Origin of the sequence: Fibrella aquatica (assembly GCF_041321135.1) — a bacterium.
Lineage (GTDB): Bacteria > Bacteroidota > Bacteroidia > Cytophagales > Spirosomataceae > Fibrella > Fibrella aquatica.
Genome location: NZ_JBGGWF010000002.1, coordinates 156,187 through 172,425, shown reverse-complemented (window position 1 = coordinate 172,425; position 16,239 = coordinate 156,187). Strand labels below are relative to the sequence as shown.

General features: G+C 51.1%; 13 protein-coding genes. 11 read left to right on the top strand and 2 right to left on the bottom strand.

Annotated features, from left to right (window positions below; genetic code table 11):
• Positions 1-101: 101 nt before the first annotated feature.
• Together ACAW87_RS04645 and ACAW87_RS04640 are read right to left on the bottom strand one after the other, a co-directional pair.
• On the bottom strand, positions 102-1,133 hold the full coding sequence (locus ACAW87_RS04645) for an FAD binding domain-containing protein (protein ID WP_370721990.1): 1,032 nt from the start codon (positions 1,131-1,133) through the stop codon (positions 102-104).
• A 20-nt stretch (positions 1,134-1,153) separates the two neighbouring features.
• Complete coding sequence (locus ACAW87_RS04640; RefSeq protein WP_370721989.1) at positions 1,154-1,684, bottom strand: (2Fe-2S)-binding protein; 531 nt, start codon at positions 1,682-1,684, stop codon at positions 1,154-1,156.
• 276 nt (positions 1,685-1,960) lie between these two features.
• Between ACAW87_RS04640 and ACAW87_RS04635 the strand changes: the two genes are divergently transcribed.
• The 11 genes from ACAW87_RS04635 to ACAW87_RS04585 all read left to right on the top strand — a co-directional run bounded on the left by ACAW87_RS04635 (position 1,961) and on the right by ACAW87_RS04585 (position 16,232).
• Positions 1,961-4,102 (top strand): ferredoxin-like domain-containing protein, encoded by a 2,142-nt coding sequence (locus tag ACAW87_RS04635; RefSeq protein WP_370721988.1) that lies wholly within the window; start codon positions 1,961-1,963, stop codon positions 4,100-4,102.
• 111 nt (positions 4,103-4,213) lie between these two features.
• Positions 4,214-4,963 (top strand): uroporphyrinogen-III C-methyltransferase, encoded by a 750-nt coding sequence (gene cobA, locus ACAW87_RS04630; protein ID WP_370721987.1) that lies wholly within the window; start codon positions 4,214-4,216, stop codon positions 4,961-4,963.
• Between the two features lie 146 nt (positions 4,964-5,109).
• Positions 5,110-6,066 carry an oxygen-dependent tRNA uridine(34) hydroxylase TrhO gene (gene trhO / locus ACAW87_RS04625; RefSeq protein WP_370721986.1) on the top strand — a complete coding sequence of 319 codons (957 nt, stop codon included), beginning with the start codon at positions 5,110-5,112 and terminating at the stop codon, positions 6,064-6,066.
• A 433-nt stretch (positions 6,067-6,499) separates the two neighbouring features.
• Complete coding sequence (locus ACAW87_RS04620) at positions 6,500-9,358, top strand: outer membrane beta-barrel protein (protein ID WP_370721985.1); 2,859 nt, start codon at positions 6,500-6,502, stop codon at positions 9,356-9,358.
• 96 nt (positions 9,359-9,454) lie between these two features.
• The gene (locus tag ACAW87_RS04615) at positions 9,455-10,222 is read left to right on the top strand and encodes a GLPGLI family protein (RefSeq protein ID WP_370721984.1); all 768 of its coding nucleotides are present in this window, start codon (positions 9,455-9,457) and stop codon (positions 10,220-10,222) included.
• 121 nt (positions 10,223-10,343) lie between these two features.
• The gene (locus ACAW87_RS04610) at positions 10,344-12,080 is read left to right on the top strand and encodes an alpha-amylase family protein (RefSeq protein ID WP_370721983.1); all 1,737 of its coding nucleotides are present in this window, start codon (positions 10,344-10,346) and stop codon (positions 12,078-12,080) included.
• A gap of 36 nt (positions 12,081-12,116) precedes the next feature.
• Positions 12,117-12,995, top strand: coding sequence for an N-acetylmuramoyl-L-alanine amidase-like domain-containing protein (locus ACAW87_RS04605; RefSeq protein ID WP_370721982.1), 879 nt, complete (start codon positions 12,117-12,119; stop codon positions 12,993-12,995).
• A gap of 109 nt (positions 12,996-13,104) precedes the next feature.
• Entirely contained in the window at positions 13,105-13,323 is a 219-nt protein-coding gene (locus ACAW87_RS04600; RefSeq protein ID WP_370721981.1) for a YgaP family membrane protein, read from the top strand.
• 22 nt (positions 13,324-13,345) lie between these two features.
• Positions 13,346-14,176, top strand: a complete 831-nt coding sequence (locus ACAW87_RS04595) for a hypothetical protein (RefSeq protein WP_370721980.1) — start codon at positions 13,346-13,348, stop codon at positions 14,174-14,176.
• Positions 14,167-15,534, top strand: a complete 1,368-nt coding sequence (gene eat / locus ACAW87_RS04590; protein WP_370721979.1) for an ethanolamine permease — start codon at positions 14,167-14,169, stop codon at positions 15,532-15,534. Before ACAW87_RS04595 ends, eat begins: the two co-directional genes overlap by 10 nt.
• 17 nt (positions 15,535-15,551) lie before the next feature.
• The gene (locus tag ACAW87_RS04585) at positions 15,552-16,232 is read left to right on the top strand and encodes a hypothetical protein (protein ID WP_370721978.1); all 681 of its coding nucleotides are present in this window, start codon (positions 15,552-15,554) and stop codon (positions 16,230-16,232) included.
• Positions 16,233-16,239 lie beyond the last annotated feature (7 nt).

The window sequence follows — 16,239 nt, the reverse complement described above, 5'->3', positions numbered from 1 at the left end:
TTTGTGGTTTGTAGTGTGTAGTTTGTGGTTGCGCTGCTAATCTAGAAATGGGTTCCAGAGCAGCGCAACCACAAATCACACACTACAAACCACAAACCTCTTTATTTTTCAACTCCTGCTGCTTCTGTCAGTGCGCGTACGATGGCCCGTTTGGCGAGATCGATTTTGAACGTATTGTGTCCGTATCCTTTTGCGCCCGCCAGTAGGTTCTCAGCTACCGCGTGGAAGTTTTCGGCGGTGGCTTCTTTACCAATTAACAGTTGCTCGGCTTCTGTTTTACGCCAGGGTTTATGAGCTACCCCACCCAACGCCAGCCGGGCGTTTGTAACGGTGTTCGATCCGTCAGTTCCGTCCATCTCCAGCCCTACGGCTACTGATACGAGGGCAAATGCGTACGAAGCCCGGTCGCGTAGTTTCAGGTACGTATGGTGTTGCGAAAAACCGGTGGCGGGCAAATCTATCGCCGTCACTATTTCGCCGGGTTGCAACGTGTTGTCGTACTGAGGTTGCCCCTCGGGCAGTCGATGGAATTCAGCAATGGGGATAGTCCGTTCACCGTTTGGTCCCTCAATGCGGATAATAGCTTCGAGAGCAGCCAGGGCTACACACATATCGGAAGGATGCGTAGCGATACAAGCCGTTTGGGAATTGGTGTCAGTCTGCCCCGACGATTCGGTGCCCAGAATGGCATGAATCCGGTTATAGCCGCCTATTGCGCCGCAACCACTGCCCGGTTCGCGCTTATTACATGGCATTGCTTTGTCGTAGAAATAGTAGCAACGGGTGCGTTGAAACAGGTTTCCGCCGTTGGTAGCCATGTTGCGCAATTGCGGCGAAGCCCCCGCCAGAATGGTTTCTGATAACAACGGATACCGCTCTTTTACCAGCGGATGATAGGCTGTATCGGCATTCGTAACCAACGCACCGAGGCGCAATCCGCCATCGGGTAATTCAGTAATGTCGGTTAATGGTAAGCGGTTGATATCGACGAGGCGCGATGGCTTCTCGATATTTTCCTTCATCAAATCGATGAGGTTGGTGCCACCACCAATGAACTTAGCGGCAGGCTCGGAGACCAGTTCATCAATGGCTGAGCCAACAGAATCGGGTCGGGAATAAGCAAATGGATTCATAACGAGAAGCGCTGAGAAGTTTAGCTTTTAGAAAGGCCCATGACATCAGTTACGGCATCGACAATGTGCGGATAAGCTCCACAACGGCAAATGTTGCCGCTCATTAGTTCGCGTACATCAGCCTCGGTTTTTGCCTGACCTTCGTTCATTAGCCCTACCGCCGAGCAAATTTGCCCGGGAGTGCAGTACCCACATTGGAAAGCATCATGGTCAACGAAAGCGGCCTGTAACGGATGTAATGCACCTTCCGAACCGGCCAGTCCTTCAATGGTGGTGACCTCATGATCATCGTGCATAACGGCTAGGGTCAGGCACGAGTTAATTCGTTTGCCGTTGACCAAAACGGTGCAGGCACCACATTGGCCGTGGTCACAGCCTTTTTTGGTACCTGTCAGATTCATGTATTCGCGAAGCGCGTCGAGTAGCGTTGTCCAGGGCGCTACGCTAATAGTTTTGATGGCGCCATTGACGTTGAGACGCACGGAGCCGGGTGTTAGTAAAGCGGCGGAGGCATCCCCCAGAGAAACAGGTGGTGACAGAGTCGTTTGCATAAGCGATGAATAGTCGAGTGTACTCACCCAACGGAAAGGGTTGGCGTGTGTTTAAAAAGTTGAGGAAATGACCTTTTCCTAAGTACGTTTTATGGCAGTCTGCCCATAACTATGTCAGAAATGCGGCCCTTGAAGCACTAAAAACAGGCTTTTCGGAACGATTTTAGCTGGTTTCCAATTAAACCTGTACGTACACTTCATAACGACTAAGCCGGACCCACCTCCGGCCTTTGTTTTAATTAGTCAGTATATAAACTCTATAGAGTAATAGTAGATATGTCTATTACCTTTTCTCCCAATGTCAGCCGAGCGGCTCAACGCGACATTAACGACCTTCAGCAAAAAGTCGATGCCTTTACTACCGGGCAGATGACCGACGAGCAGTTTCGTAAATTCCGCTTGGCGCGGGGCGTGTACGGTCAGCGGCAGGCTGGCGTTCAGATGATCCGCATTAAACTGCCTTACGGACGAATCTCAGCCGATCAACTCATCCGTATCGCCGATGTTTCTGATAAGTACGCCACGGGTAACCTGCACGCCACTACCCGCCAGGATATTCAGCTTCATTTTGTTAAACTAGCCGATTCGCCACAGCTTTGGGCTGAACTCGAAGACGCCGGCATTACCCTGAAAGAAGCCTGTGGCAACACGGTACGTAATGTAACGGGTTCTGCGCGGGCGGGTATCGATCCGGAAGAACCGTTTGATGTCTCTCCCTACGCTCACGCTATTTATGCCTACTTCCTGCGTAATCCGATTTGTCAGGATATGGGGCGTAAGTTCAAGATCGCTCTTTCGTCGTCGGAGCGTGACTCGGCCTACGGTTACATGCACGATATTGGCCTGATTCCCCGTATTCAGGATGGCAAACAGGGCTTTAAAGTGCTGTTGGCAGGTGGTTTGGGAGCGCAACCGTTTGCCGCCCAGACAGCGACGGAGTTCATTGCCGAAGATCAGGTCATTCCGTTTATAGAAGCCGTAATCCGCGTATTCGATCGCTATGGCGAACGTACGAAGCGTCATAAAGCGCGGATGAAATACCTGCTCAACGACATTGGCCTGGAGGAGTTCCTCAGCCGGGTGCAAACCGAGTGGACGGCGTTGAAGAGTAAGGAGTTTAAGGTTCAAGGTCCAACGGTCAACGTTGCACTGCCAGAACCACGCCCTGAAGTATCTGGCTATCAGCCTGACAGTCAGGACGCTGCTTTTAACACCTGGTTTAAAACCAATGTGTTCGAACAAAAGCAGGCGGGTTGGTACGCCGTTCAATTGCGGGTTCTCCTCGGCGACATGTCGTCGGATACAGCACGGGCGCTGGCTCAGGTTGTGAAGCAATATGCTGGCGATGATATTCGGGTAACGGTGAATCAGGGTTATCTGCTCAGGTACGTTCGGCCCGAAAATGTAGTAGCTCTATACGAAGCCCTCGACGCGCTGGGACTTGCAAAACCCGGTTTTGACACCACGGCCGATATTACCACCTGCCCCGGCACCGATACCTGTAACCTGGCCATTACCAGCAGTTACGGCATCACCCGGGCGCTTGAAACGCTAATGACCGAGGAGTTTCCTGACATCGTGTACAACACCGATATCAAGATCAAGATCAGCGGTTGTATGAATGGTTGTGGTCAGCACTCGGTGGCCACTATTGGTTTCCACGGCTCGTCGATTAAAAACGGCGCGTATGTATTGCCTGCGCTTCAGGTGTTGCTGGGCGGCGGTTTCAACGCGGATGGCGTTGGTCAGATGGGTGACAAAGTCATCAAGCTGCCAACCAAACGCGGGCCGGCGGCACTTCGCACGCTGTTTGCCGATTACGAAGCCAACGCTTTCGACGGTGAATATTACAACAACTATTACGGTCGGCAGGGTAAGAATTATTTCTACACACTACTGAAACCACTGGCCGATCTGAAAACGATAACAGATAGTGACTACGTTGACTGGGATCATTCTGAGCAATATGCTACAGAAGTGGGTGTAGGGGAATGTGCCGGCGTAATGCTCGATCTAGTGGCAACCACACTCGACGAAGCATCCGACAAGTTTAGCTGGGCCACCGAATCGCTGGACGACGGTCGTTGGGCCGATGCGATCTATCACGCCTACAATGTGTTTATCACCGGTGCCAAAGCAGCCCTGATGAGTCGCGATGTCCCTACTAATACACAGCACGGTATTGTGGCTGATTTCGATCGTGAGTTTGCTGGTGTCGATGGCTTCCACGCTGAAGAATCGGCATTCAAGACGCTGGTTTTCAGTATCAATAAAGAAGAACCCTCCGAGGCTTTCGCTAACCGATTTATCGGCGAGGCAAACCAGTTTCTGGCATCAGTTCGGGCTTATCGCGAACAGCAGATCCAACGCGAAGGGCTTCCCACATTGACAGAACTGGTTCAGGCACAGGACAGCTAAACAGAATTACGTTTGACGAGTTACGATTGACGATTTGCCCTGCCTGAGCAACCGTGTTGTAAAGCAGAAGAGCAAATCGTCAACCGTAACTCGTCAAACGGACATCGAATTATGAAGGTAACCCTCATTGGCGCGGGTCCCGGCGACCCTGACCTGATCACATTAAAGGGCATAAAGGCACTACAATCAGCTGATGTGGTGATGTACGATGCCCTCGTTGCCGAAGAATTGCTCGACTACTGCCGACCCGATGCGCTCAAAGTATATGTCGGAAAACGGCGCGGTGCTTATTCGTGCATGCAGGAAGATATTAACCCGCTGATTGTTCATTACGCCCAGAATTACGGGCATGTGGTGCGATTGAAAGGCGGCGATTCATTCGTGTTCGGACGAGGGTACGAAGAACTCGACTATGCCCGACAACACGGATTACATGTAGACGTAATACCTGGAATTTCAAGCAGTTATGCTGTACCTGCCTCCGCAGGTGTGCCCCTTACCTCACGTGGCCTCTCAGAAAGTTTTTGGGTCGTTACCGGCACAACTAAGGCCGGGAAGCTATCGAAAGACCTTCATTTGGCGGCTCAATCGTCGGCAACGGTCGTGGTACTGATGGGTATGCACAAACTGGCAGAGATTGCGGAGGTTTTCGGCGATGCCGGTAAACGCGACACGCCCATTGCTATCATTCAGAATGGAACCACCCCGCAGCAACGCGTGGTAACTGGTACCGTAAGCACTATAGTTGACGAAGTGGCCAAATCAGGTATCGACAACCCGGCCGTGATTGTCATTGGCGCAGTAGCCGCGCTGGCAACTACGCCCGAAAACGCCCGCTTTTTCGTAAATTTGCAGGCGTAATACTTAACCTCACTCCCAACCCCTCTCCTGAAAACCAGGAGAGGGGAGTTACTCTACAGCAGCTTCGCAATTCAGCAGAGCTACGCTAAAGCGGCTCCCCTCTCCTGGTTTTCAGGAGAGGGGCTGGGGGTGAGGTAAAACTTGCCATGAAACCATACCGCGTTCTCTTATACTATTATTACACGCCCATTGCTGATCCTGAACAATTTCGGGAAGAGCAGCATCAGCTATGCCTGAGCCTGAATCTGCTTGGACGTATCATCGTAGCACCAGAAGGACTGAATGGCACCGTTTCGGGCCTTCCCGCCGACTGCGACGCCTACATGGCGGCCGTTCGGTCTGACCCTCGTTTTGCTGCAATAGAATTTAAGGTAGAAGCACACGAGGCCCATGCCTTTCAAAAGTTGCATGTTAGGGTAAAGTCCGAAATTGTCCATTCCGACCTGCCCGTCAATCCGTTGGAGCAAACGGGAATTCACCTCGAACCAGCCGAATTCAGAGCGATGAAAGACGATCCTGATGTGGTGCTGGTCGATATGCGGTCGAACTACGAACACAGCGTGGGTAAATTCAGCGGAGCCGTTACGTTCGATATGGAAAACCTGCGTGATCTACCCGATCATGTGGGAGAGATTGCGCATCTGAAAGATAAAAAGATCATAACCTATTGCACCGGCGGTATCAAGTGCGAAAAAGCATCGGCTTACCTCCTCTCGCAGGGTTTTGAGAATGTGTATCAGTTGCATGGCGGCATCATCAAATACGGTCTGGAAGCTGAAGGCGAAGGATTCGACGGGCAGTGCTACGTGTTTGATAACCGGTTGGCGGTTGACGTGAACCACGTTAATCCAACTATTATATCAACCTGTTTCCGGTGCGGCACCACTACCAGCCGCATGATCAACTGCGCCAGCCCGGCCTGTAACAACCACGTTCCGCTGTGCGAAGACTGTGGGGATGCGCATGCAGGTACATGTGCCGATGCCTGTAAGCAAGACCCAGCGCTACGTACCTACGATGGAACTGGCTACTACAGCAAAAAGTCGGCGGGCTACACACCCGAACAAGGTTACCGAAGCAGACAGCGTAGCGTCATTGGCTGAAGCTAACAGCTTGACGATTTCAAGCCCAACATCACGAAACCGGAAAAGACCCCTTTTCCGGTTTTTTTGTGCACGTCCATGCAACGAAAGTTGCTCTTCAGGAATCATTCAAATCGATACTGTCGTAGTGCTTTGTACGTGTACGGCTCCGCATAGCAGTAAGACTTTCGCAACTTTTACATGTTGCTTACAATCTTTTACCCCCTTTTTACAGCTACCCACACATTCGTCTGCTACTTGCTTCCTGTTCCGTACAATTAATTTTTAAGAAGCCATTATGCAATTTCTACAGGCGACGCATCCCTCTCAGAACCACTTGTCCCCTTCCCCTACCGTTTAAACTATATTTATAGTTAAAATACCTTAACCAAAGGCGGTGAATTGGTTACGTAACTACATTTGTCCTTATTGAATCGCTATCGTTCTCCTGCGTATGAAAAACAGATTACTTGTTCTCTTCCTCTGTGTCTTGTTTGCCCTGCCGGCAGTTGCCCAGACACCACCTTCCCGCTTTACCGTTCAGGCCACTGTTACGGACACCATAGGCGCTAAATTAAATGGAGCTACTGTGATGCTCCAGACGACCAAAGACTCGGTACTGACCAACTATGGACGGACCGACGAGACGGGTGCTTTCACGCTGAAAGGGGTTCGGCGAGGTACATATATTCTGAAGGTTACGTATGTGGGTATGATGCCCCTAAACCAGATGGTCACCTTCGATGCCGAGCCAACTGTCAATCTTGGCACCATTAAACTCAAGCCTATTGCCAAAGAGCTATACGAGGTTGTGATCAAAGCAGCCCGCGCCCCACTCACTATCCGAGGCGATACGGTCGAGTATGACACACGGGCCTTTAAAGTGCCACCGGGGTCGAGCGTTGAGGATTTACTCCGGAAACTACCGGGCGTTATTGTTGACCGTGAAGGCAATATTCGGGCGCAGGGACAGGAAGTAAAACGCGTTACCGTTGATGGCAAGCAGTTTTTCAGCGACGATCCGAAAATGGCGACTAAAAATTTACAGGCCGAAACGATCTCGAAAGTACAGGTATTCAGCGACCAGACCGAAAAGGCTAAGCTTACGGGTGTTGACGATGGTACCAAAGAGAAAACGATGAACCTTGAACTGAAAGAGGAATTCAAGAAAGGCGGATTCGGAAAGATAACGGGGGGCGTAGGGCCTGCCAGCGACCTGCCTGCCCGGGCCGAAGTGCGGGGCAGCTACAACAAATTCGACAAGAAACAGCAACTTTCGCTTATTGGCCTGGCCAACAACACGAACCAAAGTGGCCTCTCCTGGACTGATTACCAAGACTTTAGGGGTAGCAACTCGTTTAACTGGAACGACAACGCCGATTTTGGGTTCAGTAGTGGCAATAACTTCATCGTGTTCGGTGGCGGAGATGGTGAGAGCCTGTCTATTCCGATTACGGGCGGTGACCGGGGCAACGGTTTGTCAGACAACGTAGCGGGCGGAGCCAACTACAACTACGACACCAAGAAAACTAAGATCAGCGGCAGCTACTATTTTAGCCAGACCAAATTACGGACCGAGAGCGAAAGCGAAGTGACCAACTTCATCCCGTCGGGCGACCTGAACACCAGCACCACCACCAACCAGACTAACCGTAATGCAAGCCACCGGGTGAGTTTCCGGATTGAAAAGCAGCTGGATACGCTCAACACGCTGGTTTTTGCGAACAGCAGCCGGTATACCACCAACAACGCGCTCCGCCTCAGTAACCGCGACATTCGCCGTATTTTGAATTCGTCGGCTCAGCCTACCACCTCCAATTTCACAAATAACAGCAGCAACGGTCAGTCGTTTGCCATGTCGAATTCACTGATTTTCAGACATAAATTCAAGAAAAAAGGCCGCACGTTTAACGCCAGTGCCGGTTACCAGTTGAACAGCAGCGACGGGACACTAGATCTGGAAGCCCGCAACGAGTTTTTTGAAGCGACTGACATTAACGACCAGTTGCGCATTATCAGCCAGTTGCAAACTACCAACAGCACGGCATCGGAGTACAAGACTAGTTTGCTGTTTGTTGAACCCCTCTCAAAGAAATTCTTTTGGGAGTCGTTTTACAACTTCAGCCTGCGCTATGATGAGGTTGACCGCAATGTGTTGAACACCCAAACCGATTCACCCACGTTGAACGATTCACTGAGTCGTTATTACACCAACACGTACATTTATAACCGATTGGGAACCAGCGTACGGTACACCAACAAAGGCCTGAACGTGGGCGTAGGAGGTGCCGTGCAACAATTCCAGATCGACGGCGAGTTTGCCGCCGACCAGTCTCGGCCCCGTCTTGGCGTGATCAACCGGTCGTTCACCACGTTTGTACCCAACATGTCGGTAAACTTCGACCTTAAGAACAACAAGTACCTGTATGGTGGATATAATCTTCGGGTGCAGATGCCAACCTCACGGCAACTGCAGCCTATCGTTGATAACAGCAACCCGCTGTTTATTACGCAGGGAAATCCGAATTTGCTACCTGCCCTGACGCACAATGCCAACCTGGGTTTCAACTACTTCAACCCCGGTTCGTTCACCAACTTCTACGGCGGCCTTAACTACGGATACAACATCAACCAGATCGTATACGCGCAGACCATCGACCCGCAAACGCTGATTACCAGCACGCGTCCCGAAAACATCACCGGTGGCTACAATTTTGGGTACTATAACTACGTGAGCTTCCCGCTCAAAAAGACGAAAGCAACCCTCGATCTTGGTGGAAACATCAACTTTGGTCAGCTGATTACGCCCATCAACGGCGTACAAAACCAGACCAACACCACTAATTACAACGCCAACACAAGGCTGAGCCTGACACCGGCCGACTGGTTTACGTTTTACGGAAGCGCCGATGTAAACATTGGCAACGCGCGGTATTCGATCAACTCAGCGCAAAATGCCCAAACGATCAATACCAACTACAGTGCCGACGCCAATGTGAAAGTACCCGGCGATGTATTTATCAGCAGTTCATTCAATTACCGGATTTACCGAAATGAGCGTTTTGGCTTCAACCAGTCCGTTCCTATCTGGAATGCTTCGGTATACCGTTTGGTTGGAAAGGCTAAGAAAATGGAAGTTCGTCTGTCGGCCTATGATTTGCTGAACCGGAATATAAACGTGAACCAATATGCCGGTCAAAATTCCGTTTCTTCGGAGCGCACCCGGACATTGGCCCGGTACTTCATGTTCAGCATGACGTACAACATGCGCGGTTTGAAAGCCAGTGTACGGAAAGGTAACGACTGGGATTAGATGATGTAGCGCCGAAGCTCCAGCTTTGGTAGGTAATAAGTTACGTAGAGCTGACCACCGAAGCTGGAGCTTCGGTGCTACAATCCTAAAAACGCTATGACTCGATTACTTAACCCAATTCTCTGTGCCCTTTTTGTCCTAACGACGCTGACGGCACAGGCGCAGGCCAATCAAACCGAAGGAGTGGTCAATTACACGCGCCGCACCTACTGGATCAAAATCATTGCCCGCATGACGTACCTGAGTCAGGAACAGAAAGACCGTGCGGCCAACACCTGGAAGAATGAGGAGGAAGGGAGCAAAGAGAAGATGAAGCTCACCTTCACGCCGACTACCAGCCTCTACACCTACGAAAGCGAATCGGGAGAATCGGAAGATGGCCGCTACACCTGGCGTAACCGGGAACTCGCCTTCTTCCGCGATTTCGACAAAGAGCAACAGACCGACGTGGAAGAGATGTTGGGCAAAGTGTATGTCATTGATGACTCGCTGCGTATTCCAGCCTGGAAAATTGGTAATCAGGTTCGGGAAATTGCCGGTCATATGTGTCTGAACGCCACCACAACAGACCCTATAAAAAATCAGGCAATTGTGGCGTGGTTTGCGCAGGACATTCCTGTTTCGGCCGGCCCCGAGCGGTATTACGGGTTACCGGGTCTCATTCTGGAACTGGATGTAAACAACGGCGACGTGGTCATTGAGGCAACCAGCGTTACCTTCAAACCGGTAGCCGCCGATATGAAGTTACCAAAACCGAAAAAGCCCAAGAAACTGGACGGCAAAGGCTACGAAACCATGCTGAAAAACTACATCGTAGAGCAGATGAAAGAGCAGCAAAACCCCTATTGGGAGATCAGGTATTAGGCAAAAATAGGTTCAAAGTTTAATGTCTAACGTCTAAAGTTGCGCTGCTAATCTATCCTACCACGATGCAGCAACGCAACTTTAGACGTTAGACATTAAACTTTGAACCTATTTTTGCCTCATGGCATCTGATAAACTGATCATCTACCAACTGCTGCCCCGGCTGTTTGGCAACATAAATACCACCAACCATACCTGGGGAACACTGGCCGACAACGGGTCAGGTACGTTCGCCGATATAAACGACGCGGCCCTCGAAAGCATAAAAACGCTGGGGGCCACGCACGTTTGGTACACTGGCGTACCCGAACACGCCACCATGACCGACTACTCGGATCAGGGAATTACACCCGACGACCCCGCTGTGGTGAAAGGGCGGGCCGGGTCACCATATGCCATTAAGGATTACTACGATGTGGTGCCCGATTTTGCGCAGTCGGTCTCCAACCGCATGGCCGAATTTGAGGCGTTGGTGCAACGTACCCACGCCCACGGGCTGAAAGTAATTATCGACATTGTACCTAACCACGTGGCCCGCCAATACGGGTCAGATGCCAAACCAGCGGGTGTGGTTGATCTGGGCGAAGACGACGATGTTCGCCAGGCTTTTTCCACGAAGAACAATTTCTATTACCTGCCCGGCACTACATTCGTTGCCCCCTTTATTCCCGGCAGTGTAGATGCAAATCCGCCGCTGTCCAACTCGGCAACACCCATCCGGGAGGTGCCCGCGAAGGTGACCGGTTCCGGCTCCATCAACGAAGCGCCGCATATCGACGATTGGTACGAGACCATCAAACTCAACTACGGCTATAACGTTTTCGACGGTTCGTTGCACATTGGCTCCGAGAGCACCTCTGACCGACCCGACACCTGGTATAAGTTACTGGACATTATGCTTTTTTGGGCCGGAAAAGGCGTCGACGGCTTCCGGTGCGACATGGCGCATCTGGTGCCCGTGGCTTTTTGGCAATGGGTAACCGGGAAAGTAAGAGCCACGTACCCAGCCCATATTTTCATCGCCGAGATTTACGATCCGGGGCTGTATCGTCCGTTTATTTTCGAAGGTGGTTTCGATTATCTCTATGATAAAGTAGGCCTCTACGATTCGCTTCGGCGGCTAGTAGAAGGGCATGGCAGCTGCTATGACCTTACGCGCGTGTGGCAGCAGGAATCGGGCGACTTTTCGGAACATATGCTCCGTTTTCTGGAAACCCATGACGAACAGCGCATCGCCTCGTCATTTTTTGCCACCGATCCCACGCGGGCTATTCCTGCCATGGTCGTTACAGCCACCCTGCACACGGGGCCCTACCTGCTTTATTTTGGGCAGGAAGTAGGTGTAAAAGCCGAAGACGCCGAAGGCTTCAGCGGCCACGACGGGCGTACCACCATTTTTGATTATTGGGGCCTGACCGACTGGCAGGGATACGTTAACAAGCATGCATACGACGGCGCAGGACTCACGGTAGAACAGCATGCATTAAGGGCTTTTTACGAAAAGCTAGGTACGTTCGTCAACGGTTCTGAAGCGATTCGATTGGGTGCTTTCTACGATTTGCAGTGGGCTAATCAATACACGGCTGGCTACAATCAGCACCGGGTTTACAGCTACCTGCGGTATACTGCCGAGCAGAAACTATTGATTGTGTGTAACTTTGACCAATCGAACGGCTTGTCGGCAACGCTTTCTATTCCAGAAGATGCTTTGGCATTAATGCATTTGTTGCCTGAAACCAACCTGGAACTAACCGATCAGCTACTGACCAACGAAACCACATCGGGCAGCGGAAATCAGGGGTTTTCAATCAGTATGCCGCCCACAAGCGTTCGTATTTTTGCACTCAACCAGATTTAAACAGAATACTTTTTGGAAGGGGAACGTCTAACGTACATGAAATTCGGACTATTATGGTTGGGCCTGCTGGCCTCTCCCCTACTGGCGACCGCTCAAAACGCCGATGAGTTGCACCAGATTAGCCTTGTTCCCGGACGGTCTGTGGCCGAAACAGCCGTACAAACGGCCATAACCCTGCTTGGGAAACCCTACGTTTACCACACGCTGGAAGGAAATCAAAGCGAGCAACTGGTAGTCAATCTTAGCGAATTTGATTGTACCACCTTTATTGAAACGACTCTGGCCTTAGCCTTGGCTCAGCAGGAACTCCCTCCAAGATATAGTCCCGCGCAGCTAGAGCCCACGTTTCGCCGGCACCTTACCCGGCTTCGCTATCGAAACGGGCAAATTGATGGCTATGCCAGCCGCCTGCACTACCTCTCTGACTGGCTCAGGGACAATGAACGTAAAGGTATTTTGCAGGATATCACCCGCGAGATTGGCGGTGTTCAGGTGCAGAAGGCCGTGAATTATATGACCACTGCCGTTCATAAATATCCGCACATGGCCGATCCCGTCGTGTACAAGCAGATGGCTCAGGTTCAAACCGATATTAGTCAGCAACCCTTTTACTTTATTCCTACCAAGCAGTTCAGGGTACTGGAAAGCAAACTTCGGGAGGGCGATATTGTCATGCTTACCGCAGCACGACCCGGTCTTGATATGCGGCATGTGGGCTACGCCACCTGGCGAAATGGACGGGTTCATCTACTCCACGCCTCCTCGGACCATAAAAAAGTGGTGCTTACTGCACAACCTTTGGCAAACTATTTGCTTGCAAACAAACGACTGTCAGGTGTGCGAGTAGCCCGAATAAAGACAGGTTCGCTGCGAGTGGCCGACGCCCATTCAGCAGCTATTATTCAGGCGCATTAATTGATTTACAATGCCAACTCTATAGAATTAAAGATTATAGTCATTTGTAAATAATTTGTTACCCGTACATCGAAACTATTTATATTAGCGTCTTAACCTACCTATAAAGATGCCTAATCATAACCAAAACGTCGGTTTCATAGACCGGCTTGTACGTGGATTGCTGGCGATCGATTTGTTGGCATTGTGTTTAACCTCCTTCATCAGCGGACTGACCGTCATCATTTCCGTAGTTCTGATTGCCTACTTAGCCTACAGCGGAGCAACCGGGCATTGCCTGATTTACTCGTCGATGGGGCGAAACAGTCGGCAGCGCACTGAGCCCTAATGTTTCTCACTGCCAGCCCCTGATGGCAAAATTGCCCTGGTTTCAGCCGAAATCAGGGCAATTTTGCCATCAGGGGCTGTATCTTTGGCTTATGTCGCACAAAGCGTTTTACCAGACCCTGTTTCAGACCGAACAACTTTTTCGTCGGGCCGACGATGCGCTGACGTTTCCGACAGTGGCCGCGCCAAACGCTGAATTGCTGACAAGTACGGTCTCCATGCCAGCCAATGAGATTCCTGATTTGGTTCAGCCAACCTTTACCGACGTACCTGCCGTAAGCATCAGCGATCCGGTACTACCGCCACCTGTATCGGTTAGCGTGACCGCACCTGTCGATCTTCTTTCGGCCGACGAACTACTGATCAATACAGTGGACGTTGAACATACTGCTCCTGAAATTGAACAACTCGCTGCGCTCATTGAGCCAGAACCAACACCTGTACCAGAGCCAGAGATTGTCAAAGAAAGTCGCCCGGCCACGCCATTGATTAGCCAGAAAGTGTTGATTCTGGTGGATGAAGACCTGCTGCCAAGCGACCTCCTATTCCTCGAAAAAGTGCTAAAGGCAGTACATCTTGACATTCAGGGTGTCGATCTGCTGAACGTACATGGACAGGGCATTAAGGATGTTGATTTTGGGCAGCTCCTATCGGGAAAGTACATTCATCATTTTTTCACCTTTGGTGTGCCGTTCACCCGGCTGAACCTCGACATTATGATGGATCGCTACCAGCCCGTTCGTTTCGAGGGAATTACCTTTTTGATGGCCGATACACTGCCCGCTATTGAAGCCGATGTTGTCTTGAAAAAGAAACTCTGGGAGTCACTAAAAAAGGTGTTTTTATGGCGTTGACCGACCTTCCTGCTGCGCCGTCGGGCCAAACGCTACGGCGTGTACTGACCACAACGCAATTATGGGGCATTGCTGTTGGTCTGGTTATTTCGGGCGAATATTTCGGATGGAATTATGGTTGGGCCGTAGCGGGAACGGTAGGTTTTGGCATAGCTACGGCTATAGTCACCGTCTTTTACATCGCCTTTGTTTTTAGCTACACTGAACTCACCACTGCCATTCCGGATGCGGGCGGACCTTTTGCCTACGCCTACCGTGCATTCGGACCAATGGGCGGCTTTCTGGCTGGTTTTGCTACGCTCGTCGATTTTTTACTGGCCCCGCCTGCTATTGCCGCTGCACTGGGTGCCTACGCTCATTTTCTGAATCCTGATCTATCTGCACTCTGGATAGGCGTGTTGGCATACGTAGTATTTGTAGGAATTAATATGCTGGGGATCAGAGAATCGGCGAATTTTTCACTGATCATCACCATTCTGTCGGTCGCCGAGTTGCTGGTCTTTATGGTCTTGATTTTTCCGGCATTCAAGTTAGAAAACGTGGTGGCGCATACCGAATCGTTTGGTTGGCAGGGTGTGTTTGCCGCCTTACCTTTTGCGATCTGGTTTTACCTGGCCATTGAAGGAGCCGCTATGATGGCCGAGGAAGTGAAAGACCCGCGACGCACCATTCCCCGTGCTTATTTGCTCAGTATTGGCACCCTTGTTTTTCTGGCTGTAGGCACCATGTTGCTATCGGCGGGCGCGGGCGACTGGCGGTTGCTCGCCAACATTGACTACCCCCTACCTGAAACACTGGCGATGGTGCTGGGGCGCGGTAACCTGTGGACCCGCTTCTTTGCCAGTCTGGGTTTATTTGGTCTCATCGCATCCTTTCATTGCAACACCCTGGGTTATTCGCGGCAAATTTACGTGTTGGCCCGAAACGGCTATTTACCGGCTTTTCTGGCTAAAATCAACACTCGTTTCCGCACCCCACACTGGGCATTGCTGGCAGGAGGTTCGGTGGGGCTGGTGGCGCTGTTTATGGGTAGCACCGATCAGATCATTATTTTTTCGGTGCTGGGTGCCATGATGATGTATGCCATCAGTCTGGTGAGTTTACTGGCCCTGCGGAAGAACGAACCTGATCTGGAACGCCCCTTTCGCACTCCCTTTTACCCCGCACTTCCGTTGCTGGCACTGGTACTGGCCATCGTCTGCTTACTGGCAATTATCTATTTCAACCCGAAGTTAAGTGCACTGTTTACGGGTTTGGGCCTGCTGTCGCTTCTGGTTTTCAGGCTGGTGGGTCGGCGGCAGGTAACGGTAAAACTCCACGTACTTACCGAAGAGACAACGCCTGATAAGGAAAACTAAACCTCAACGTAATTTCTGTGACAAATTCGTCCTACACGCTCCCTTCCTGGCTAACCGATGAGCAGGTACTCCGAGACGAAGCGGTTCTTTTTGGCCTGTCGGAAGCCCGCCCCGACGAAAAAATAGCGTCGATCCGGCTGGCATTTACGGCATTGACGGCCCCACTCGAAAAACAGATCGAGCAGCACCACGAGGCCATCGGTAACCTGAACCTACTGCTCGAAACGGCTGATAATCAACAAAAGGGAAGCCACGTCAAAAAGCCTGATCATCGGTTTGGCAATTGGCCGGTGGGTAGCTTTAGCCTGGGTATACTGTTGTCGCTGACGCTCTGTGCAGGTACGTATCTGGGTACGTTGCAGTGGCTGGATACTCAGCTAGCATTGTTGATGGCGGGCCTTGCGGGGGGCGGCACCGGTACAGCCACGCTACTTATTTGCCAGGCAATTTACCGGCGAACAGCTACGGCACTGGCATTTAGTCAACAGCAGTATGAAGCGACTCAGCGGCAGATTCAGACCGAAAAATCGGCCTGGCTGTTGGAGAAAAAGACCGAGATTGAACAGCTTTACAGGGCTGAAGCAACTTTGAATCAGCAACAGGCACAGCGTGATCTGCTCATTCGTTTGTTCGAAAGCGAATTTGATCTGGCCCGAAGCCTGCGCCATCAGATCCGTGATCGATTCGTCAATCTGTAAGCCGGGT